Annotated in this window: 14 protein-coding genes; 6 read left to right on the top strand and 8 right to left on the bottom strand. The window is 70.8% G+C overall.

What is annotated here, in order from left to right; translation table 11 throughout:
- Positions 1-22 precede the first annotated feature (22 nt).
- The 5 genes from KLK06_RS06065 to KLK06_RS06045 all read right to left on the bottom strand — a co-directional run bounded on the left by KLK06_RS06065 (position 23) and on the right by KLK06_RS06045 (position 7971).
- Entirely contained in the window at positions 23-2959 is a 2937-nt protein-coding gene (locus KLK06_RS06065) for an aminotransferase class III-fold pyridoxal phosphate-dependent enzyme (protein WP_214634298.1), read from the bottom strand.
- 87 nt (positions 2960-3046) lie between these two features.
- Complete coding sequence (locus tag KLK06_RS06060) at positions 3047-3802, bottom strand: TetR/AcrR family transcriptional regulator (protein WP_214634297.1); 756 nt, start codon at positions 3800-3802, stop codon at positions 3047-3049.
- A gap of 8 nt (positions 3803-3810) precedes the next feature.
- Positions 3811-4926 carry a phosphotriesterase gene (locus KLK06_RS06055; protein WP_214634296.1) on the bottom strand — a complete coding sequence of 372 codons (1116 nt, stop codon included), beginning with the start codon at positions 4924-4926 and terminating at the stop codon, positions 3811-3813.
- Positions 4927-4998: 72 nt separating this feature from the next.
- The gene (locus KLK06_RS06050) at positions 4999-6519 is read right to left on the bottom strand and encodes an aldehyde dehydrogenase family protein (RefSeq protein WP_214634295.1); all 1521 of its coding nucleotides are present in this window, start codon (positions 6517-6519) and stop codon (positions 4999-5001) included.
- 21 nt (positions 6520-6540) lie between these two features.
- A complete protein-coding gene (locus tag KLK06_RS06045) occupies positions 6541-7971 on the bottom strand; it encodes a 2-oxoadipate dioxygenase/decarboxylase family protein (protein ID WP_250904943.1) in 1431 nt (476 codons plus the stop codon).
- A 139-nt stretch (positions 7972-8110) separates the two neighbouring features.
- Between KLK06_RS06045 and KLK06_RS06040 the strand changes: the two genes are divergently transcribed.
- Positions 8111-9004, top strand: coding sequence for a LysR family transcriptional regulator (locus KLK06_RS06040; protein ID WP_214634294.1), 894 nt, complete (start codon positions 8111-8113; stop codon positions 9002-9004).
- A 217-nt stretch (positions 9005-9221) separates the two neighbouring features.
- A complete protein-coding gene (locus KLK06_RS06035) occupies positions 9222-11453 on the top strand; it encodes an ATP-binding domain-containing protein (protein WP_250904942.1) in 2232 nt (743 codons plus the stop codon).
- Positions 11454-11529: 76 nt separating this feature from the next.
- On the opposite strand, the gene KLK06_RS06030 is transcribed toward KLK06_RS06035, so the two are convergent.
- Positions 11530-11979: a MarR family winged helix-turn-helix transcriptional regulator gene (locus KLK06_RS06030; protein ID WP_214634292.1), complete on the bottom strand. Its 450-nt coding sequence runs from the start codon at positions 11977-11979 to the stop codon at positions 11530-11532.
- A gap of 97 nt (positions 11980-12076) precedes the next feature.
- Between KLK06_RS06030 and KLK06_RS06025 the strand changes: the two genes are divergently transcribed.
- Both KLK06_RS06025 and purB read left to right on the top strand, forming a co-directional pair.
- Positions 12077-15298 carry an efflux RND transporter permease subunit gene (locus KLK06_RS06025; RefSeq protein WP_214634291.1) on the top strand — a complete coding sequence of 1074 codons (3222 nt, stop codon included), beginning with the start codon at positions 12077-12079 and terminating at the stop codon, positions 15296-15298.
- A gap of 72 nt (positions 15299-15370) precedes the next feature.
- On the top strand, positions 15371-16801 hold the full coding sequence (gene purB, locus KLK06_RS06020) for an adenylosuccinate lyase (RefSeq protein ID WP_214634290.1): 1431 nt from the start codon (positions 15371-15373) through the stop codon (positions 16799-16801).
- An 11-nt stretch (positions 16802-16812) separates the two neighbouring features.
- Here the strand turns inward: purB and KLK06_RS06015 are convergent, their stop codons facing one another.
- Together KLK06_RS06015 and KLK06_RS06010 are read right to left on the bottom strand one after the other, a co-directional pair.
- Positions 16813-17082, bottom strand: coding sequence for a protealysin inhibitor emfourin (locus KLK06_RS06015; protein WP_214634289.1), 270 nt, complete (start codon positions 17080-17082; stop codon positions 16813-16815).
- A 133-nt stretch (positions 17083-17215) separates the two neighbouring features.
- Positions 17216-18292, bottom strand: a complete 1077-nt coding sequence (locus KLK06_RS06010) for a M4 family metallopeptidase (RefSeq protein ID WP_214634288.1) — start codon at positions 18290-18292, stop codon at positions 17216-17218.
- A gap of 190 nt (positions 18293-18482) precedes the next feature.
- Here KLK06_RS06010 and KLK06_RS06005 point away from each other — a divergent pair, with 190 nt between their 5' ends.
- Together KLK06_RS06005 and KLK06_RS06000 are read left to right on the top strand one after the other, a co-directional pair.
- Positions 18483-19490 (top strand): DUF4037 domain-containing protein, encoded by a 1008-nt coding sequence (locus KLK06_RS06005; protein WP_250904941.1) that lies wholly within the window; start codon positions 18483-18485, stop codon positions 19488-19490.
- A 73-nt stretch (positions 19491-19563) separates the two neighbouring features.
- A complete protein-coding gene (locus KLK06_RS06000) occupies positions 19564-20610 on the top strand; it encodes a class I SAM-dependent methyltransferase (protein WP_214634286.1) in 1047 nt (348 codons plus the stop codon).
- Positions 20611-20657: the final 47 nt, after the last annotated feature.

The following is a 20657-nucleotide window of genomic DNA, read 5'->3' as shown; positions in this document are numbered from 1 at the left end:
ATCGCTCAAATAAACGGCTACGTCAAGAAGTGAGGGAGGCCTCGACCTCGCCCAGCGCATCGCCGAGGACATCGAGGAACAGCTCGCAGTCCGCTTCGGTCACCACCAGGGGAGGCTTGATCTTGAGAACGTTGTCATCCGGCCCGTCCGTCGACAGCAGCACCCCGCGCGCCTTCACCGCCTCCTTGACCGCGCCCGCCTGCGCGGTGGCCGGCCGCCGCCCCTCCAGGCTCAGCTCCACACCGAGGAAGAGCCCCTCGCCCCGGACGTCTCCGATCAGCCGATGGCGGCTCCGCAGCCGGCGCAGCCCGTCCAGGAGTTGCTCGCCGCGCCGGCGCGCGTGGGCCTGCAGACCCTCATCGCGTACGACGTCGAGCACGGCCAGCCCGATCTCGGCCGAGACCGGGTTGCCGCCGAAGGTGTTGAAGTACTCCATCCCCGTCTCGAACGACCGCGCGATCTCCGGCGTGGTCACCACGGCGGCCAGCGGATGCCCGTTGCCCAGCGGCTTGCCCAGCGTGAGGATGTCGGGCACGACCCCCTGCGGCTCGAACCCCCAAAAGCTCCGCCCCACCCGCCCCAGCCCCACCTGCACCTCGTCGGCCACGCACACCCCGCCCGCCCGCCGTACGTGCTCGAACGCCTCGCGCAGATAGCCGTCGGGGTAGACGATCTGACCGCCGCAGCTCTGCAGCGACTCGGCGAAGAACGCGGCGGGCCGCCGCCCGGTCGGCGCGAGTTCGGCCAGCCGGTCGGCGACCGAGCCGGCGTAGCGCCGGCCCAGATCGTGGTCCCGGCCCGCCCGCAGCCGGCCACGGTAGGGGTCGGGCAGTTCGCAGACATGGGTGGTGTCCGGCCGGCCGCGCCCGCCGCGCCGGTTGAACTTGTACGGGCTCAAGGCGATCTGCGAGGACAGATGGCCGTGGTAGGCATGGTCGAGGACCAGCACGTCCGCGGCGCCCGTATGAGCCGCCGCCAGCCTCAGCGCGAGGTCGTTGGCCTCGGAGCCGGAGTTGACGAAGAAGCAGACCCGCAACGGGTCCGGCAGCAGCTCGACCAGGCGGCGGGCGTACTCCACGACGGAATCGTGCAGATACCGGGTGTTGGTGTTGAGCCGGGCCGCCTGCCGATGCCCCGCGGCCACCACCCGCGGGTGGCAGTGGCCCACATGGCAGACGTTGTTCACCAGGTCCAGCCACGGACGGCCGGCGGCGTCGAACAGGTAGGCGCCCTCACCCCGGACGAGGTGCAGCGGCTCACGATAGGACAGGCTCATCGCCCGGCTGAGATTCGTCCGCCGGCGCGCGGCGATACCGCTTGCCTCCCGAGGTGGTCGCGCCGCGCCCCCTTGCCCGTGGATCAGGCCGGGGTCGGTGCTGATGCCCCTCCACAGGTCCGCCTCGTCGGCGGGCGCGGTGTCCGGGATGTCGGTTCCCATGCCGAGTAGGTGGGTCAGCAACTGCAGGCGCGGCGGGTCCGTGGCTCCGGCCGTCCCCAGCGGTTCGCCGGGTGCCAGCTCGCCGCCCGGGGTGAGGTGGGTGATCGATTCCGGGTCCAGGTGCCGGTAGAGGGTCCAGAACGGTACGCCGTCGTCGGTGCGGTGCTCCAGCACGACGGAGCCGGACGGGTGGGTCTTCACGGTGTGCACGACCGACGGGAGAGGGCACCGCACGGTGACGCCCTCGCGGGCGGCCAGGTCGCACCCCAGGTGGATCTCCGGCCGCCGTCCGGGTCGCGGCGCGCTCTCCTCGCCGTAGCGGGCCGGCGGGGCGTCCAGTAGAGGCGTCGGCTGGGCCGCGCCGGACAGTAGAGGCGCGGGATGGGCCGCGCCGGAAAGCAGGGGCACGGGATGGGCCGCGCCGGACTCGAAGTGCTGGCGTACGGCCCGGGTCAGTGGGTTGGGCGTGAAGCCGACCGCGTCGCGCAGCCGGAAGTGAGCGAGGTCCGGGCTCGTCCCGGCCAGCCGCCGCAGCACCTGCGTCACACCCCGCCGGCTGGCCAGCAAGTAGTCGTTGGCGGGGTCGTTCGCGTGCTGGTAGGCCGACAGGCACACGCTCATCGCCAGCCGGGTACGCATGAGGTCGTACAGGACCTCGAGCTCGGCCGGTCGCAGCGGCGACACCTCGTCGTACCCGCTCACCAGGGGCAGCACCGCCCGCAGCGGATCGGCGTGCCCCTGCATCGCGTACGCCCCGGCCACCGCCAGCCCGCAGACGCGCGGGTTCCACGCCACGTCGCCGAAGTCGATCAGAGCGGCCACCTCGCCGCCGTCGTCCACCAGGATGTTGAGCTCGTTGGCGTCGTTGTGGATCACCTGGTGGGGCAGCGCCGCGACGCGTGGGGCGACCTGGTCGCGGTAGCGGTCGAAGACCTCGGTCACCAGCGGCCGGAGCTCGCCGTCGAGCAGCGGCGCGAGGTCCGCGACCGCGGGGGCGCCGGTCAGGTTCCACACGAGTTCGCGCCGCATCGCGGGGTGGGTGAAGTCGCGCAGCGCGTGGTCCACGGCCGCCACGTGACGGCCCAGCCCGCGCAGGCGCCGCGCCGTCGGCTCGACCTCCGCCCAGGGGCGGCCGTCCATCCAGGTGAGCACCCTGGCCGTGCGCGGGCCGTCGACCCACGCGGCGGCGGCGGACCGGCGTCCGTCCAGGGCCGGCACCACACGCGGAGCCGAGGGCCGGTCGCCGCCTCCGACCCACTCGCGTGGTGAGGGCGAGCCGGCCAGGTGCAGCAGCACGGCGTCCTGCAGGTCGAGCTCGGCGGGGTCGGTGCCCGGCGCGTGGAGCTTGAGGACGTAACGGTCGCCGCCCGCCGTGCTCAGCCGGAAGTTGCGGTCCTTCTCCCCCGGCAGCGGCTCCAGCCGGCCCGCCAGGCCGAACAGGTCCCGCGCGAGCGTGGCCGCATGCTCCAGCTCGTCCGCCGACGCGGCCCGCCGCTCGTCATCATGGCCCGTACGCCTCACGCCGGTCTCCCCTCAAGGCCCGTTATGTTGTCGAACGATCGCTCAAATTTGAGGTGATGTCAAGACCGCCCCCGGCCCACTGGCAGGTCACACTCCGGTCGGCTTGCGGCGTGGCTCGATCGACAGCTCGACCCGCTGGAGCAGCAGCTCGGAGTCGGGGATGCGCAGGTCGCCCACCTGAAGCGGCCGCCCGTCCCGGCTGGCGCCCATCAGCGCGAGCCCCATGTCGGCGAACCGCTCGCACAGCCGCGCGATGTCCAGCTCGCCGTTGGGGTGGTACCAGTGCGCGATCCCGGTCGCCATCTGCAACAGGGCCAGCCGCGCGACGTTGCCGCGATCGGTGAAGACACCGGCCCGCACTCCGGCCTCCAGCGTGTCCGCCCACACCTTCTCGTAGGCGTCGCGCAGCCGCAGGATGTCGCGCCGGGCCTGCCCGGTCAGTGCCTGGAACTCGTGGTCGGCGACCTTGGCGGCGCGCGGGTTGCGCGCGTGGAAGGCGGCGTGCACGGCGATGAGCGCGGCCAGCCGTTCGGCGGGGTCGTCGATGTCGCGGACCGTCTCCTCGCTGCTGGCCGCCAGCACCTCCATGACGCGGCGGGTGACCGCCTCCAGCAACTCGTCCTTGGAGGAGGCGTAGTAGTACATCGCCGAGACGGCGACCCCCGCGGCCTCGGAGATGTCCCGGATGCCGGTGCCGTGGAACCCTCGCTCGGAGAACAGCCAGCAGGCGGTGCGCAGCAGTCGCAGCTCCGTGCGGGCCGACTGCGCTCGCCGCGAGGACGTCGCCTTCATCCGGCCGCCCTTGGTGTGCCGGCTGCCGCCCGTCTGGTTGGTGGTGGCCATGGCGCCGACTATCCCATAGCCAGGACGGTCGCGGGGTTGGTGACCGTCACCGTGATGATCTCGGTCTGGCTCATCCCCATGCGGCGCATCAGGGGGATGGCGCTGTCGAGGATGTGGCTGTATCCGGGGCCGCCGTAGCGGCGCAGGTAGACCTTCTGGCAGATGTCCTGCGCTATCAGCAGGCGCTCGCCGTAGCCGGCCTCGATCACCCGCTGGAGCCATTCGACGCGGGTACGGTCGTTGGGGCGGCGCGCGTCGGGGTTGAAGGCGTAGTAGCTGGACTCCTGGCCGAACAGGTCGAGCTCCAGGTAGCAGCCCGTGCCCGCGAGCTCCAGCAGGTCGTCGGCCGTCCACAGCGTACGGTCGAGGTGGGACATGATCACGCGGGCCGGGTCGCCGCCGGCGTCGAGGATCGTGCGCATGGCCCGCAGCGGCGCCTCGCGGTGGCGGCCGGGATGGATCTGCAGCGGCGCCCCGGTGGAGACCTGCGCGCGGCAGGCGGCGCGCAGCACCTTCTCCTCGGTGGGGTGCACCGGCCAGCTCAGGCCGATCTCGCCGATGAGCCCGGCGCGGACGCCGGTGTCGCCCACGCCGTCGCGTACGTCGGCGACGATCTCCGCGCTGATGGCCTCCACGGACGCTTCGGCCAGCCCGGCCGGATGGTAGTCGCGGCAGTAGTAGCCGCTGCCCATCACAATGTGCACCCCGCTGACGCGCGAGACACGCGCCAGCCCGAGCGGGTCACGGCCCAGCCCCACCGGCGTGGAGTCCACCACGGCACCGCCCCCGGCCGCGCGGTAGAGGGCCAGCTCCTCGGCCGCGTCCTGCTCCGACAGCAGCCGCAGGTTGTCGAGGTTCACGACCGTGCGCCGGATCCAGTCGTAGGTGTCCAGGCGTACGGGCTCGGCGACGCGGGCGCGTACGGACGCGGGCAGCTCCCGGCCGACCGGTCCCCGTGGCGCGCTGTCGTCACCGGCCACCGGCTGCAGACCCCAGGGCTGGATGATCGCCGACATATCGCACAGGACGTGTTCGTGCGGTTGTGTGTGGCCGAGTGCCGCGGGTTCGACATCGCCGAGCACGGTACGCACACGACGATCCGATCCTGCCGCAAGCTCCACCATGCGCATTAGTCTATCGATCGTTTGGTCAAATAGGCAATCCGGCGGGCCGCCGTGAGCCCGGTGGCGCGGGCGTCACAGGAAGCTCACGTTCTGGGCGAGGGTCAGCCGGTCGGAGTAGTTGACGGTGCTGGTCGTGCGCCGCATGTAGGCGCGCCAGGAGTCCGAGCCGGACTCGCGCCCGCCGCCGGTCTCCTTCTCGCCGCCGAAGGCGCCGCCGATCTCCGCGCCGGAGGTGCCGATGTTGACGTTGACGATGCCGCAGTCGGAGCCGTCGGCGGCCTGGAAACGCTCGGCCTCGCGCAGGTCCCGGGTGAAGATGGCGGAGGACAATCCCTGGGGGACGTCGTTGTTCAGGGCGATGGCCTCCTCCAGCGTCCGGTAGGTCTGCACGTACAGGATCGGCGCGAAGGTCTCCTGCCGGACGATGCCGCTCTGCCCGTCGATCCGGACGATCGCCGGCTCGGCGTAACAGGCGGCGGGGGCCGCCTCGGCGAGCCGCCGCCCGCCGCCGGCCAGGACCTTGCCGCCCTCGGACCGCGCGACGCTCAGCGCCTGACGCATCGCCTCGTGTGCCTGAACGGAGATGAGCGGCCCGACCAGCGTGGAGTCGTCGAACGGGTCGCCGATGGGCAGCTTGCCGTAGGCGGTGGTGAGCCGGTCGATCAGCGTGTCGGCGATGTCGGTGTGCGCGATGAGCCGGCGCAGGGTGGTGCAGCGCTGCCCGGCGGTCCCGGCCGCGGCGAACACGATGGCGGGCGCGGCCAGGTCGAGGTCGGCCGAGGCGGTGACCACGGCCGCGTTGTTACCGCCCAGCTCCAGCAGCGAACGGCCGAAGCGGGCCGCGACCCGCGGCCCGACCTCGCGCCCCATGCGGACCGAACCGGTGGCGCTGACCAGCGCCACCCGCCGGTCGTCGGCCAGCCGCTCCCCGATGGCGCGCTCGCCGAGCAGCAGCCGGTGCACGTCGCGGGGAGCGCCGCTCTGCCCGCTCGCCGTGGCCAGCAGCCGGTCGCAGGCCAGCGAGGTCAGGGGGGTCAGCTCGGACGGCTTCCAGACCACGGTGTCGCCGCAGACCAGGGCCACGGCGGTGTTCCACGCCCACACGGCCGCCGGGAAGTTGAACGCGGAGATCACGCCGACCACGCCCAGCGGGTGCCAGGTCTCCGACAGGCGGTGGCCCGGCCGTTCGGAGGCGATGGTGCGCCCGTAGAGCTGGCGCGACAGGCCGACCGCGAACTCGCAGATGTCGATCATCTCCTGGACCTCGCCGAGCGCCTCCGAGCGGATCTTGCCCGCTTCGATGGTGACCAGGTCGGCCAGGTCGTTCTTGTGCTCGCGCAGGAGCTCCCCGAGTCTGCGGACCACTTCGCCGCGGCGGGGGGCGGGCACGGTGCGCCACGACAGGAACGCCTCGTGCGCCGCCCCGATCGCCTCGTCGGCCTCGGCGGGGGTCGCGGCCTTGAGGCCGAACAGGTGCTCGCCGGTGATCGGCGTACGGGCGTGCAGGTCGTCGCCCGGCTCGAGGGTGACCTCCAGGCGGGTCAGGATGTCGAGCGCGCGTCGCCGCAGGGCTTCGGTGGTGGGAAGGATCATGAAGGTTCTCCGTCTGGGATTTCAGGTGATCTCGGGCAGGCCGAGCGCGTGGGCGGCGCCTTGCAGGGACTGCTGCTGCTGGGTCTCGTACAGGGCGAACGGGTCCAGCACCTCACGTCCGATGGCGCCGGACAGCCAGTCGGCGTCGTAGCCGGCGGCGGTGTGGCTGTCGTTCTTGACGCCCTGCCCGCTGAGGTTGGACTGGAAGATCCCGGCCGCCGAGCGGGGCAGGAAGTCCTCGTACACGATGGGCTCGGCGCGTACCCAGCCGCGGTCGAGCAGGTCGGCCAGGCCGGTGGCGGGGGGTCGCCCGTCACGGACGCGGTCCGGCACCGGCTGATAGGTGAAGAATCCCAGACGGCCGAGCGCCAGATCCCGTTCGGTCGCGGGGAACTCCCGCTCCCAGATCGACCGGATGGCCCGGGCACGGCTATTGGCGCCGTCCGCGCCGCGGACCGGCTCGTGGTCTGTGCCGTGGTGCTCGGCCGGTTCGGCGTCGGCGCGTGCCTGCAGGTCGTCGTAGCGTTCCCGGCCGGCGCGGGTGAGCGCGATCCCGCGCGCCTCCACCTCGCCGAAGCGCACCCGCAGCGATCCCGTGGTGATGGCGCCGTCGGGCTGGCGCAAGGCGCGCGGCTCGGCCAGGGCACGGAAGGAGGTCTGGCGCAGCAGGACGTCCGGCCCGGACCAGCGCGGCGGCCCCTGGATCGTGTCGATCATGGTGATGCCGCGCTCGGTCATTCGCCGGTACAGCTCGTCGATGTCGAGCACGCGCGGCGTCAGGTGGTTGATGTGGGTGCTGGTCACGCCGCCGATGTCGGCGGCGACCGCCGAGACCCGTTCCAGGGTCTCGTACCAGGCCCTGTCGATCGGCTCCTCGGCCAGCGCGAACGCGTCGACGGCCAGGGCGAGGAAGCGTCCGGCCTGCTCCTGCGGCAGTTCGCGCTCCCGTTCGGCCCGATCGGCCAGCTCCAGCAGCTCGGGCGGGAACAGTTGCCGCGCGGCCAGGAACCTCTCCAGCCGTTGGCGCAGGTCCGGGTCGAAGAAGCGGGGATCGGCCGGGGTGAGCATCGAGGTGAAGACGCGGAAGGGGTTGCGGGCCAGCTCGTCGTCCGCGACGGGACGAAAGGCCGTCGAGACCACGGGCACGGCGCTGGAGGCGGCCTCACGCAGGTCGTAGAACCCGACCGGGCGCATGCCCAGCGCCCCGAAGATCCGGGCGACCTGCTGAAGCTCGGCCGGGGTGCCGACCCGGATGGCGCCGTGCCGTTCGGCGCTGACGCGGTCGATGGAACCGAGCCGCTCGGCGCCGGCTCCCGCCCGCTGGAGCACGCTGTCGTTGACCTCCCGGGAGACCTCCACCAGCGTCCGGTAGGCGGGCACCTCCTGCCCGTACATCTCCGACAGACGCCGCGCGAACGAGGCGCGCAGCCGCCCTTGAGAGACCATGACCATGCGTTATCTCCTCCAGGTCCGGATGGCTTTGTCCACGATGGAGGCGATCCCGGGTGAATCCAAGCCCCAGGAGACCGATAGATTTCCGGCCAAAGCCCAAGCACTGCTTATGGTGCTCCACCGGCGGCTGGGAGTCGGCATGGTCAAGCCCCTGCTTCTGGTCACCTTGCGAGAGGTGTGCCGGACTGGATCGTTCGCGCTCGCGGCACGTGAGCTCGGCTACACGGCTTCGGCCGTCTCCCAGCAGATCGCGGCGCTGGAGAAGGACACCGGGCTGGTGCTGTTCGAGCGCGAGGCGCGCGGCGTGCGCGCCACCGCCGCGGCCCATCGCCTGGTGGAGCTGAGCCAGCGGGTGCTGGCCACGTTGGAGGACTTCGGCTACGAGGTGCGCGAACTGGCCACCGGCACCACCGGCCGGCTGCGGCTGGGCAGCTTCCCCACGGCCAGCGTGCGGCTGGTGCCGCCGACCTTGTCGGCGTTCACCCGCCGATACCCCCGGGCGGAGATCCTTCTGGAGGAGGGCGAGCCCGAGGAGCTGATCCCCCGGGTGATCGACGGGGCGCTGGATCTGGCGCTGGTCTACGAGTACGGGCTCACTCCGCAGTCGTGGCCCGACGGGCTGGCCGCCCACCATCTGCTGCGTGAGGATCTGCTGCTGCTGCGTCCTCGAGACCATGGCCCGGGCGCGGAGCTGTCCGAATTGGCGGGGGAGCGCTGGATCACCAGCCGCGAGGGGACCGGAGGCGCCCTGTCGCTGGCCCGGCTCTGCGCGGCGGCCGGATTCGTGCCCGTGGTCACCTTCCGCAGCAACAACTACGACGTGGTGCGGCATCTGGTGGCCGCCAGGCTGGGGGTGGCGGTCGTTCCCGCCCTGGGTCACGTGCCCGACGACCGCGTCGTCGCCACACCTGTGAGGCTGCCGGCAGCGCACCGTACGGTTGTCGCGCTGCACCGGGAAGCCAACGGCAACCCCCTGCTCGCCGACGCGCTCGCCACCCTGCGGCAGGTCGTCCTGCCGTTGAACGATGGTTGAGACTTTTCGCGTCTACGTCCGGGAATTCTCCAGAAAACCCTCAGCAGTTGGTCGCGCGTAGGCGCTTGCGGGGACGGCGGAAAGAGCGCTATTCTCGCTTACTTGGCACTCAAACCAAGAGGTATGTACACGCCTCCCGTTAGGAGTATACCAGGGAATGGCTAATCGTCAAGATGCTCTTGCGGAAGCCCTTGACACGGAGCAGGGGACTGTATCCATGCTCTACGGCAGACTCGACGCGGCGCGTGAGCGGGCGCGGGAGGTGCTGCGTGAGGTGTACGGCCGGGGCGGTGCGCTGGGCACCCGCCAGGCCATGGTCGAGCGTGAGGTGCGGGCCTCGGAGCAGGCGCGGCGGCTGACGCAGCTGGACGGGGTCGAGCGCGGGCTGTGCTTCGGCCGCATCGACGAAGCCGGCGGCCGACGCACCTACATCGGCCGGATCGGGCTGCGTGATGACGATCACGAGTCGGTCCTGATCGACTGGCGCGCTCCGGCGGCCCGCCCGTTCTACGTGGCCACGGCCAGCGATCCCGGCGGCCTGCTGCGCCGCCGGCACCTGCACACCAAGGACCGCCTGGTGGTGGGCCTGGATGACGAGGTGTTCGATCTGGAGCGGATGAGCGAGGGCGATCGGCGCACGCTGGTCGGTGAGGCGGCGCTGCTGGCGGCGCTGCGCCGGGGGCGTACGGGCCGGATGGGCGACGTGGTGGCCACCATCCAGACCGAGCAGGACCGGGTGATCCGCGCCGCGCTGCAGGGGGCGCTGGTGGTGCAGGGCGGCCCCGGCACCGGCAAGACGGTCGCGGCACTGCACCGCGCCGCCTACCTCCTCTACACCCACCGCGCCACCCTGGAGCGGCGGGGTGTGCTGGTGGTGGGGCCCAATCCGATGTTCCTGCGCTACATCGGCCAGGTGTTGCCGGCACTGGGCGAGACGCAGGTGGTGATGTCGACGGTGGGGGAGTTGTTCCCCGGCGTGCGGGCGGTGGCGGCCGACGGGCCGCAGGCGGCGGTGGTCAAGGGCGACCTGAGGATGGCCGAGGTGGTGGCGGCGGCGGTGCGCGAGCGGCAGCGGCTGCCCGCGGGCGATCTGGAGGTGTGGCTGGACGGCCGGCTGCTGCGGGTGCCGCGCGCGGTGTGCGCGGCGCTGCGGGAGCGGGCGCGTGCGGTGCGGCTGCCGCACAACATGGCGCGCAAGCTGTTCGTCACGGAGTTGCTGAAGGAGCTGGCGCTGGCCGAGGCGCGGGCGGTGGAGGAGGCGTTGAAGCTGGCGGAGATGGAGTTCGAGGATCCGGAGCTGGCCGAGCCGCTCGAGCTGGAGCGCGATCTGGACGAGGTCGACCTCGCGCTGGCCTCGGCGCGGCTGTGGTCGGAGGATCCGGTACGGCAGGCGGTGGAGGAGTTGTGGCCGGAGCTGACGCCGCAGCGCTTGGTCGGCGAGTTGCTGGCTTCGCCGGAGACGTTGTGGCAGGTGGCGCCTCCGGGCCTGGACTGGCAGGCGCTGGTGCGGCCGGAGGGTTCGCCGTGGACGGTCGGCGACGTACCGCTGCTGGATGAGGCGGCCGAACTCCTGGGTGAGGACGATTCGGCGAGCCGATCGGCCTCCCGGGAGGCCGAGAGCGAATGGGAGGAGCAGGAGCGTTACGCCCAGGAGGTCCTGGAGACGACGGGCCTGCTGGAGGAGGGCATCTTCGACCGGGCTGACGTGCTGGCCGACCGTCATGCTGATGCCGGTGCCGAGCTGAGCACCGCAGAGCGGGCCGCGGCCGACCGCCAGTGGGCCTACGGCCATGTGATCGTGGACGAGGCCCAGGAGTTGTCGGCGATGGCGTGGCGGACGGTCATGCGCAGGGTGCCGGCCCGCTCGCTGACGGTGGTGGGCGACATCGCCCAGACGGGTTCGGCGGCCGGCGCGCGTTCCTGGGGCGAGGTCCTCGATCCCTACCTGCGGGGCCGCTGGCGCGAAGAGCGGCTGCTGGTCAACTACCGGACCCCGGCGGAGATCATGCGGGTGGCGGGCGACGTCCTGCGGGCGGTGGACCCGTCCCAGAGCCTGCCGGAGTCGGTCAGGGACGGGGAGGCCGAGCCCCGCGCGGTCCGTACGGGCATCAGCGGCCTGCCCGCCCTGGTGGCCGAGGAGCTGCGGGAGATCGGCGAGGGCCGCCTGGCCCTGCTGATCCCGGATGCCCGCCACGCGGAGATAGCGGCGTTGTTCCCCGGCCACGACGATCTGGAAGCCCCGGTGGTGGTCCTGACGGTGACCCAGTGCAAGGGGCTGGAGTTCGACGCCGTCATCGTGGTGGACCCGGAGGCCATCCTGACCCAGTCCCCGATGGGCGGCCAGGACCTGTACGTGGCCGTGACCAGGGCGACCCGCCGCTTGACGGTCACCCACGAGAACGGCCTGCCGGAGGTCCTGTCCCGGCTCGCCAAGAAATCTACTTTGTAAAGGCGCCTGGACGGGTCAAAAACCCAAACATACAATCGAATAAATCCTCATCTATCAGGCAGTCGCAGGCGGGTGGTCATGGGTAGAGCTGGTCGGCGACTTCGCGGATGCGCGTGGTCACCCGCAGCAGGGCGTGCAGAGTCTCGGTGTCGAGGTGGCGCATGATGGCGCGGTAGTGGTCCAGGCCGGCGTCGTTGATCTCGGCCATGAGCTTGGTGCCCGCCTCCGTCAGCTCGACGCGGCGGACGCGGCGGTCGTGCGGGTCTTCGCGCCGGCTCACCAGGCCATGGCCGACCAGCCGGTCGACGATGCCGGTCACGGTGCCGAGCCCGACGCCGAGGCTCTGGGCGAGCTCCTGGCCGGAGGTGGAGCCGTTGAGGGACAGCACCATGACGACTTTGAGTTGGCGCATGGTGAGGTTGGAGGTGAATAAGGGCGATGGGGTCTGGGCGAAGGTCCGCCCGAGGTCGCGCTGGGTTTCGGTGATCCGGCGGATCAGGTCTTCGCGTTCGTCGTCCACACTCACCTCTCGCTTCCTGAGAATGTTATCAGGAACGCCAAGGCAGGCTAAATATTCGTAAAAGGCGAAGTGTTAGTCTGGAGCGAACTCTGAAGGGACCTCCATGACCGCGTTCGCCCGGTTGAGTCTTGCCAACCGCAGTTTAGTGATCTTGCTGGCGCTCGTGCTCAGCGCGTTCGGCGCGTTCACGATTCCGCAGCTCAAGCAGCAGTTGTTGCCGTCACTGTCGTTCCCGGGCGCGTTCGTCATCGCGTCGTATCCCGGTGCTTCGCCGGAGATCGTGGAAGACCAGGTGACCAAGCCGCTGGAGGACTCTTTCCAGGGCATTCCCGGCATGGAGCAGATGACCTCGACGTCGAAGGAGGGAATGACGCAGGTCCAGGTGGCCTTCGCGTTCGGCACCGACATCGAGGCGTCGATCAACAAGATGCAGCAGGCGGTCAGCCGGGTGCAGCCGCAGTTGCCGTCCGGTGTGGAGCCGCAGGTGATCGCGGGTAACACCGACGACATCCCGGTGCTGGTGCTGGCCGTGGGCGACGGCGGCGACGAGCGGGCGATGGCCGACAAGCTGCGCCGCATCATGGTGCCGGAGCTGCAGGCCGTGGAGGGCGTGCGGGAGGCGACGGTCACGGGCACGCGTGACGAGGTCGTCACGATCAAGCCGGACCTGAAGAAGATGGCGCTGGCGGGCGTGTCGGCGGCGCAGATCCCCGAGGTGCTGAAGGCCAACGGGACGCCGATCCCGGCGGGCACCCTCAACTCCGGCTCCTCGTCGCTGACGGTCCAGGTGGGCGAGCGGGTCGATTCGATCGACAAGCTGAAGGACCTGTACCTGACCCCGGCCCAGCCGCAGGCCGCTGCGGCCCAGCCGCAGGCGCAGCCCCAGCAGGGGCGTCCGGGCGGACAGCCGCAGGGCGGCCCGGCGCAGCCGGCCACGCTCGTGAAGCCGAAGGCGCTCAAGCCGGTCAAACTGGGTGACGTCGCGGAGATCACCCGCGGCCTGGCCGATCCGACGACGATCACCCGTACCGACGGCAGGACCAGCCTGGGCGTGTCGGTGACGATGTCGCCCGACGGCAACGCGGTGTCGATCTCGAACGCGATCCGCGAGAAGCTGCCCGAGCTGGGCAGGGCGCTGGGCGACTCTTCGGAGACGGCCGTCGAGGTGGTCTTCGACCAGGCCCCCTACGTGCAGGAGTCGATCGAGAACCTGACCACCGAGGGCCTGCTGGGCCTGGTGTTCGCGGTGCTGGTCATCTTGGTGTTCCTGCTGTCGGTGCGCTCCACGCTGGTGACGGCGGTGTCGATCCCGCTGTCGGTGGTCATCGCGCTGATCGCGTTGTGGGCGGGCGACTATTCGCTGAACATGCTGACGCTCGGCGCGCTGACGATCGCGGTCGGCCGGGTGGTGGACGACTCGATCGTGGTGCTGGAGAACATCAAACGCCATCTCGGCTACGGCGAGGCGAAGCTGACGGCGATCTTGTCGGGGGTTCGCGAGGTGTCGGGCGCGGTGACGGCCTCGACGCTGACGACGGTGGCGGTGTTCGCGCCGATCGCGGTGGTCGGCGGCATGGTGGGTGAGCTGTTCGGCCCGTTCGCGGTCACGGTGGCGGTGGCGTTGCTGGCCTCGCTGGTGGTGTCGCTGACGGTGGTGCCGGTGCTGGCGTACTGGTTCTTGAAGGCGCCGGCGCTGACGCCGGAGCAGGCGCGGGCCCAGCGCGAGGAGGCCGAGGCCAAGGAGCTGCGCAGCCCGTTGCAGCGCGCCTATCTGCCGGTGTTGCGGTTCGCGACGCGCTTCAAGCTGGTGACGGTGCTGATCGGGCTGGCGGTGTTCGTCGGCACGCTGGGGCTGGCGGGCCAGTTGCAGACGAACTTCCTGGACTCCTCTGGCCAGAACACCATCTCGGTGTCGCAGAAGATGCCGGTGGGCACCGACCTGGCCACGACGGACGCGGCGGCCAAGAAGGTGGAGGACGTCCTGGCCGGCCTGGACGGCGTGGAGACGTACCAGGTGAACGTGGGTGGCGGCAACGCGATGCGCGGTGGCGCGGGCGGTGGCGCGGATCGGGCGTCGTACTCGCTGACGTTGAAGGACGGCGTCGAGACGCCGGTGGTGGAGCAGGCGCTGCGCGACAAGCTGGCCGGTGTGTCGGGGATCGGCGAGGTGACGGTCGGCGGTTCCGGCGGCGGCGGGTTCTCCTCCGACTCCATCGACGTGGTCGTGCAGGCGGCCGACGCCGAGACGCTGCGCACGGCGGCGGACGCGGTCAAGACGGCGATGGGCCAGGTGCCGGGGCTGCGCGATGTGGCCTCGAACCTGGAGGCCAGCGCGCCGCGCGTCGAGGTGCGGGTGGACAAGGAGAAGGCGGCCGCCAAGGGGTTGTCGGAGGCGCAGATCGGTCAGTCGGTGGCGCAGGCCTTCCGCGGCGCGCCGCTGGGTCAGGTCACGCTCGATGGGCGGGCCAGTGATCTGGTGCTGCGTGTGGGTGATGTGCCCGAGGACGTCAAGGCGATCGAGGGTCTGAAGCTGGTGACGGCTTCGGGTCTGGTGAAGCTGTCGTCGGTGGCCGATGTGGAGCGGGTGGCCGGGCCGACGCAGGTGACGCGGATCGACGGTGAGCGTTCGGCGACGGTGTCGGCAAAGGCGACGGGCTCGGATCTGGGCAGTGTGACGCAGGCGCTGACGACGAAGCTGGACGGGGTGACGCTGTCGGCGGGTGCCTCGTATGAGATCGGTGGCGCGTCGGCGGATCAGCAGGAGGCGTTCGCGGATCTGGGGATGGCGATGCTGGCGGCGATCGCGATCGTGTTCATGATCATGGTGGCGACGTTCCGGAGTTTCGTGCAGCCGCTGATCTTGCTGGTGTCGATTCCGTTCGCGGCGACGGGCGCGGTGGGGTTGCTGGTGGCGACGGACACGGCGATGGGCGTGCCGGCGCTGATCGGCATGCTGATGCTGATCGGGATCGTGGTGACGAACGCGATCGTGCTGATCGACCTGATCAACCAGTATCGCGCTCAGGGGATGGGGATCGTGGAGGCGGTGATCGAGGGTGGCCGGCGCAGGTTGCGGCCGATCCTGATGACCGCGGTGGCCACGATCTGCGCGCTGACGCCGATGGCGCTGGGTGTGACGGGGTCGGGCGGGTTCATCTCCCAGCCGCTGGCGATCGTGGTCATCGGTGGTCTGGTGACCTCGACGCTGCTGACGCTGGTTCTGGTGCCGACGCTCTACACCGTGGTGGAGCGGACGAAGGAGCGGCTGCGCCGCAAGCCGGCCGAGCCGAAGCCGGAGCCGAAGGTGCTGGCCCCGACCTCGTAGGGTCAGGGGGGTTGCTCCGCCCGTGCGGCCTGGTGCCGTGCGGGCGGAGCTGTGTGAATAGACTTGTGCGACGTGACTTCCAAGCCGCGTATCCCTGACGTCCTGGCCGCCCGTTATGCCTCTGCGGAGCTGGCCCGGTTGTGGTCTCCCGAGTACAAGGTGGTCGCCGAGCGGCGGCTGTGGCTGGCGGTGTTGCGGGCGCAGGCGGAGCTGGGGGTCGCGGTTCCCGAGGATGCGCTGGCCGACTACGACAAGGTGGTCGAGCAGGTCGATCTGGCGTCGATCGCGGCGCGCGAGCGGGTGACGCGTCACGATGTGAAGGCGCGCATCGAGGAGTTCAACGCGCTGGCCGGGCACGAGCAGGTGCACAAGGGCATGACCTCGCGCGATCTGACGGAGAACGTCGAGCAGTTGCAGGTGCGTGACAGCCTGCTGCTGGTGCGCGATCGGGTGGTGGCGTTGCTGGCCCGGCTGGCGAGTCTGGCCGAGGAGCATGAGGCGACGGTGATGGCGGGCCGTTCGCACAATGTCGCGGCGCAGGCCACGACGCTGGGTAAGCGGTTCGCGTCGGCGGCCGATGAGCTGCTGGTGGCCTTCCGCCGTCTGGAGGAGCTGATCGCCCGTTATCCGCTGCGCGGTATCAAGGGGCCGGTGGGCACGGCTCAGGACATGCTGGACCTGCTGGACGGTGACCGCGGCAAGCTGGCGGAGCTGGAGGGGCGGGTGGCCGCGCATCTGGGGTTCGAGCGGCGGTTCACCAGTGTGGGGCAGGTCTATCCGCGGTCGCTGGATTTCGAGGTGGTGACGGCTTTGGTGCAGTTGGCGGCCGCGCCGTCGTCGCTGGCCAAGACGATCCGGTTGATGGCCGGGCATGAGCTGGTGACCGAGGGGTTCAAGGAGGGGCAGGTCGGTTCGTCGGCGATGCCGCACAAGATGAACACCCGCTCGTGTGAGCGGGTGAACGGTCTGACGGTGGTGTTGCGGGGTTACGCCTCGATGGTGGGCGAGCTGGCGGGCGATCAGTGGAACGAGGGTGATGTGTCGTGTTCGGTGGTGCGCCGGGTGGCGCTGCCGGATGCGTTCTTCGCCTTCGACGGGCTGGTGGAGACGATGTTGACGGTCCTGGATGAGTTCGGGGCGTTCCCGGCGGTGATCTCGGCGGAGCTGGATCGGTATCTGCCGTTCCTGGCGACGACGAAGATGCTGATGGCGGCGGTACGCGCGGGGGTGGGCCGTGAGCAGGCGCACGAGCTGATCAAGGAGCACGCGGTGGCGGCGGCGCTGGCGATGCGTTCGCGGGGCGCGGCCAACGAACTGCTGGAGCGGCTGGCGGCCGATGAGCGATTCCCGGTGGATCGGGCGGGCCTGGAGGCGCTGCTGGGCGATCGGGTGTCGTTCACCGGGGCGGCGGCCGACCAGGTGGAGGCGGTGTCGCAGGCGGTGGGCGAGGTCGTGGCGGCCTATCCGGAGGCGGCGGCGTATCGGCCGGGCTCGATCTTGTGATGGTGGCGGGGTCAGGGGGTGGCGCGCCGCAGTAGCTCGGTGAGCAGGGGGCGCAGGGCGGCGGGCACTTCGGACTCGGTGAGTTCGGTGATCTGGTCGCCGGTGGGGTGGTGGACGGTGAGCCGGTAGCGGGGCTGAGCCGAGGCGGCGGGGGCGCCGGCGGGTTCGGCGGCGCTGAGGCCGGCGAGCAGGCTCTGCAGGTCGTCGTTCAGGTCGGTGTCGAGGGTGGCGTGGCGGCGCAGGCCGGTGAAGCCGCCGCTGGTTTCGAGCGTCACGCGCATGGGCGTCCCTTCCGGCGGAATCGTTCACCTGTCACGGTACGCGGGGAGACTCCGCACGGGTCTGTGGCGGGCATCGTCGCGGAACCCTCGCGCGATGCCGCGCCTTCAGGCCCATGCGGAGAGCCTCACGTGGCTACCAGAATCCCTGCTGCCGGGCGGCGCCGCGGACGGTTTGGGGGGACTGGCGGGGGACGAGGTTGTTGCGGGCCAGGATGCGGGCCTGGGCGACGGCGACGGTGGCGGCGTCGGCGAACTTGGCGTTGGGCCACAGGTTCTGCAGGGTCTGGTACATGATCAGGGTGGCGGCGTCGAGGCCGAGGTCCTGGCTGATGAGGTAGAACCAGCGGTTGGTGATGCCGGACATGATGTGGGGGTCGGCGGGTTCGAAGTAGCCGGACATGTCGCGGGGTTGCGGGTCGCGGCCCATGAGGGGGTTGTCGAAGGCGGTGCCGGGTTCGGCCATGTTGCGCAGCGCTTCGCCGTAGAGGTCGTCGGCCATGATCTCGTCGCCGATGAGCCAGTTGTGGCTGTGGGCGTCGTGGTTGTTGGCGTAGGCGTCGATGGCGGTGCCGAGCATGTCGCTGAAGGATTCGTTGAGGGCGCCGCTCTGGTCGTTGGTGTAGTTGAGGTTGGCGCTGAACTGGGTGACGCCGTGGGTGAGTTCGTGGGCGCACACGTCGATGCTGGCGGTCAGGTCCTTGAAGACCAGGCCGCTGCCGTTGCCGAACACCATGCGCAGGCCGGCGTCGTCCCAGAAGGCGTTGTCGAAGCCGACGCCGAAGTTGACGTTGGCGACGAGGTTGAGTCCGGCGTTGTCGATGGATTCGCGGCCGAGCCTGTCCTTGTAGTAGGCGCGGACGATGCCGAGGTAGTCGTAGGCGTCGTTGGCGTTCTGGGCGGCGACGGAGGGGTCTCCTTCGCCGCGGATGAAGGTGACGTCGAAGGTCCACTGGTTGAGGTCGTCGTAGACGAGGCGGCCGGCGGTGCCGGGTTTGGGGATGGTGAGTCCGGGCGGGACGATTTCGGGTTCGGCGGTCAGGCGCTGGTCTTGGCCCAGGGGCAGGGCGTCGGGGCTGCGCCGTCCGCGGCGGAACTGGGCGGAGACGACTGCTGAGCGCTGGGCCGATGCGGGTTCGGCGCTCTGTTGTGCCTGGACTTTGGCGATGTGGTCGAGGACGTGGGGCGGGACGAAGGTGCAGCGATATGCCATGGCGCAACCCTTTTGCCGGGGGTGGTTGTGACGTTTCCACGTAAGCGGGGGCCGGTTGGGGCGCGCATCGGTGGTGGTCTCAGGGCTATCCCTAGGCCGGCTTGGGGGGTGGCTGGAAAATCGGATGAGGTTCGCCAGGTGGTCAGGCAGAGTTGACGGTGTGATGTCCGATTTTGTGCCTGGTATTGAGTTGTCCCGAGCCTTTTATGCCGAGGTGGTGGCGCCGCTGGTGGCGCGGGTGCCGCATAGTGCCGCGTTGATCGGGCCGGGGTCGGAGGTGCTGGCGTTCGACACCGGCCGCTCGGCTGATCATGACTGGGGTCCGCGGGTGCTGGTGTTCGTGGAGCCGGGGGCGGTGGCGGAGGTGGAGGCGCGGGTGCTGGCCGGGCTTCCGGAGCGCTTTCGGGGGCTGGCGACGGTGTTCGACTATCACGGCGCGCTGCGGCCGGGCGTGGTGGTGGCCGATCTGGAGGCGTGGCTGGTGGAGCGGCTGGGGTTCGATCCGCGGCGGGGGGTGTCGCTGCTGGATTGGCTGTCGGTGCCGTGGCAGAGCCTGGCGGAGGTGACGCTCGGGGAGGTCTTCCATGACGGGCTGGGTGGGCTGGAGGCGGCTCGGGCGGCGCTGCGCTGGTATCCGGGGGATGTGTGGCGTTATGTGCTGGCGTGTCAGTGGCGGCGTATCGCGCAGGAGGAGCCGTTTCCCGGCCGCTCGGGAGAGGTGGGCGATGAGCTCGGCTCGGCCGTCGTGGGGGCACGGCTGAGCCGGGAGGTGATGCGGCTGGCGTTGCTGCTGCGCCGCCGCTACCCGCCGTATGCCAAGTGGCTGGGCAGCGCTCTGGCGCGGATGCCCGGTTCGACGGAGCTGGGGGAGTCGCTGGGGCTGGCGGTGGCCGCCCGGTCGTGGCGGGAGCGGGAGGAGGGGCTGGCGGCGGCCTACGGGCGGCTGGCGGCGTTGCAGAACCGGGTGGCGCTGGCCGAGCCGCTGGATGAGCGGGTGCGCGGCTTCCATGATCGGCCGTTCCGGGTGATCGGGGGTGATCGGTTCGCGCAGGCGCTGCTGGGGTCGGTGTCGGATCCGGTGATCAAGGGGTTGCCGGTGGTGGGGTGTGTGGATCAGCTGTCGGACTCGGTGGATCTGCTGCTGGAGCCGGGCCGGGCCCGGGCGGTGACGGCGGCGGCGCTCGGCCTGGGCGCCTGACGTTTTTCGGCCGCTGGTGTTTCCCACCCTCTCTCGGGTAGCGGGCACCTACAACCGGAAAGCACAGACCATCATGACCACCAAAACCGACGAGTTCGCCGACCGCCTGTTCCACGCGGCGCTCGGCACCATAGAGGTCCTGTCGGTGCACATCGGCGACCGGCTGGGCTGGTATCGCGCGCTGGCCGAGCACGGTCCGGCCGACCCCGGCGAACTGGCCGCCCGCGCGGGCGGCCACGAACGATACGTCAGGGAATGGCTCGAACAGCAGGCCGCCTACGACATCCTGGAGGTCACCGCCGACGGGCGCTTCGCGCTCCCCGACGGCGCGGCGCAGGTGCTGACCGACGAGTCCAGCCTGGCCTACCTGGCGCCGCTGGCGCGGATGCTGACCGGTGCCGCCGTGCAGATGCCCGCCCTCCTGGAGGCCTACCGGCGTGGCGGCGGGGTCGGCTGGGCGAGCTTCGGGACGGACATGCGAGAGTCCCAGGCGGACATGAACCGGCCCTGGTTCGAGCACGCGCTGCCAGCCGCCCTCGCGGGCGTGCCCGGCCTGGACGCGGTTCTGCGCCGTCCCGGAGCCCGCATCGCCGACATCGGCTGCGGCGCCGGGTGGTCGACGATCGCGCTGGCCAGGACCTACCCCGAGGCCACGGTGGTGGGCGTCGACATCGACGGCCCGTCCATCGAGCTGGCCGCGGGCAACGCCGCCGGCGCCGGGCCCCGCCTCACCTTCCGCCAGGGGGATGCCGCCCTGCTCGGGGAGGATCGCTACGAGGCCGTGTTCGCCTTCGAGTGCGTGCACGACATGCCGCGACCGGTGCAGACGCTGGCGGCGGCGCGGCGAGCGGTCGTGCCCGGTGGGGCGGTGGTCGTGATGGACGAGGCCGTGGGCGACCGCTTCGCCGGGCCCGCCGATGAGGTGGAGCGGCTGATGTACGGCTTCAGCCTGCTGATCTGCCTGCCGGACGGGATGAGCGACCCGCCCTCGGCCGCCACGGGAACGGTGATGCGGCCTGAGACGCTGCGCCGGTATGCGCGCGAGGCAGGGTTCGCCGACGTCGAAGTCCTGCCGATCGAGGACTTCGGATTCTGGCGCTTCTACCTCCTCATCCCCTGACACCGTAACTGCACTCCACGCCAAAATTGCCATGGACTTAAAGTTTG

Source organism: Nonomuraea sp. NEAU-A123, from assembly GCF_018603905.1.
Taxonomy (GTDB): Bacteria; Actinomycetota; Actinomycetes; order Streptosporangiales; family Streptosporangiaceae; genus Nonomuraea.
Note: the sequence above shows the minus strand (reverse complement) of the source record. Positions and strands in the feature narration are given on the sequence as shown.